1 protein-coding gene is annotated in these 1,739 nt (G+C 73.4%); it reads left to right on the plus strand.

The window, feature by feature from the left end; translation table 11 throughout:
• Positions 1–1,739, plus strand: a 1,739-nt coding sequence (locus FNQ90_RS22075; RefSeq protein WP_228471481.1) for a condensation domain-containing protein, incomplete at both ends; no start/stop codon positions are given.

Raw genomic sequence — 1,739 nt, forward strand, 5'->3', positions numbered from 1 at the left:
CGCCCGCCCTGCGCGAACGGCTGCGGCTCACCCTGCCCGAGTACATGGTCCCCGCCCTGTTCGTGCGTCACCCGCGGCTGCCGGTCACCGCCAACGGCAAGGTGGACCGCGCCGCCCTGCGCTCCGTCGAGGGCGGGGCCGCCGCGACCGGGGAGCACACGCCCCCCACCACCCCGGCCGAGCGCGAACTGGCCCGGATCTGGGAAGAGGTGCTGGGCGCCGAACGGGTGGGCACCGAGGCCAACTTCTTCGACCTGGGCGGTGACTCCATCCTCGCCCTGCGGGTCATCGGACTGGCCCGCGCGGCCGGTCTCGACATCGGCGTGGCGGACCTCTTCCGCGCCCGCACCCTCGGCGGCCTCGCCCGGCTTGCCGGCAGCGGCACGGCCCCCGCCGCCACCGGGCCCCGTTACGAACCGTTCTCCATGATCGACGCGGAACGGGCCGCGCGGCTGCCCGGGGACGTGGTGGACGCCTACCCCCTCACCATGCTCCAGACCGGCATGTTGCACGAGATGCTGGCCGATCCGCGTCGGGGCGCCTACCACAATGTCACCGACCTGAGGATCACCGTCCCGGAGGGATTCGACCGGGACGCCTTCCAGGCGGCCGTGGACGCGGTGGTGCGCGAGCACGACATCCTGCGCACCTCCGTCGACCTGGTCTCCCGGGGCGAGCCGCTGCAACTGGTGCACCGAAGTGCCCGTCTCCCGGTCGGCTACACCGACCTGCGCGGCCTGCCGCGCGAGCGGCAGCGCGAGGTGATGCGCCGCTTCGTCGACAGCGAGTTCGAGCGCCGGTTCGATCTCACCGACCCGCCGCTGGTCCGTCTCCACCTGCACCACCTGACCGATCACGAACTGCGCTTCACCATCACCGACTGCCACGTGGTGCTCGACGGCTGGAGCCTGACCTCCCTCCTGGCCGACCTGCTGGACCTGCACCGCCGGGCCGTGGCCCACGGGCAACCACCGCGGCTGCCGGCCGCCCCGCGCTTCGCGGAGTACGTCGCCCTGGAACGCGCCGCGCTGCGGGACGAGGAGAGCGCCCGCCACTGGACCTCCGTCCTGGACACCCTGCGGCCGATCGCCTTCACCCGCCGCGGCGAGCCGGTCGGGGACGGCCCGGTCGTCCACGAGGTCCGTCGCTCCTACCGGGACCTCGCCGAGCCCATCGGTCGCCTGGCCCGCGAGTCCGGGGTGCCGCGACGCACCGTCCTGCTCACCGCCTTCCACCACCTGATGACCCTGTTCGCGGAGCACGAGGGGCACGGGGGGCACGGGGGGGATGCCGGCGAGGTGCTCGGCCACTCCGTCGGCGTGGCCGTCAACGGCCGCCCCGAGGTGGAGGGGGCCGACCGGATGCGCGGCCTGTTCCTCAACACCGTGCCGTTCGGGGTGCCGCGCCCGCGCGGCACCCGGCGGGACCACCTGCGGGCGGTCTTCGCGGCCGAGCAGGAGATGCTGCCGCACCGTCGCTTCCCCCTGGCCGCGATGACCGGGCTGCGGCCGGGGACGGCCAACCCGGTGCAGGCCGTCTTCAACTTCGTCAACTTCCACCGGCTGCCCGGGGACACCTGGGACGAGTCCCTGGAGATCGCCCGCACCGCCTTCCCCCTGCTGGTCAACGCGAGCGTGGACGGCTTCTCCATCGACATCGACCCGCAGTTCGTGGCCCCGGAGACCGCCGAGCAACTGGCCGACCTGTACATCGAACTGCTGCGGACCATGGTGTCCGAG

Source organism: Streptomyces alkaliphilus (assembly GCF_014141535.1).
In the GTDB taxonomy this organism is placed as follows: domain Bacteria; phylum Actinomycetota; class Actinomycetes; order Streptomycetales; family Streptomycetaceae; genus Streptomyces; species Streptomyces alkaliphilus.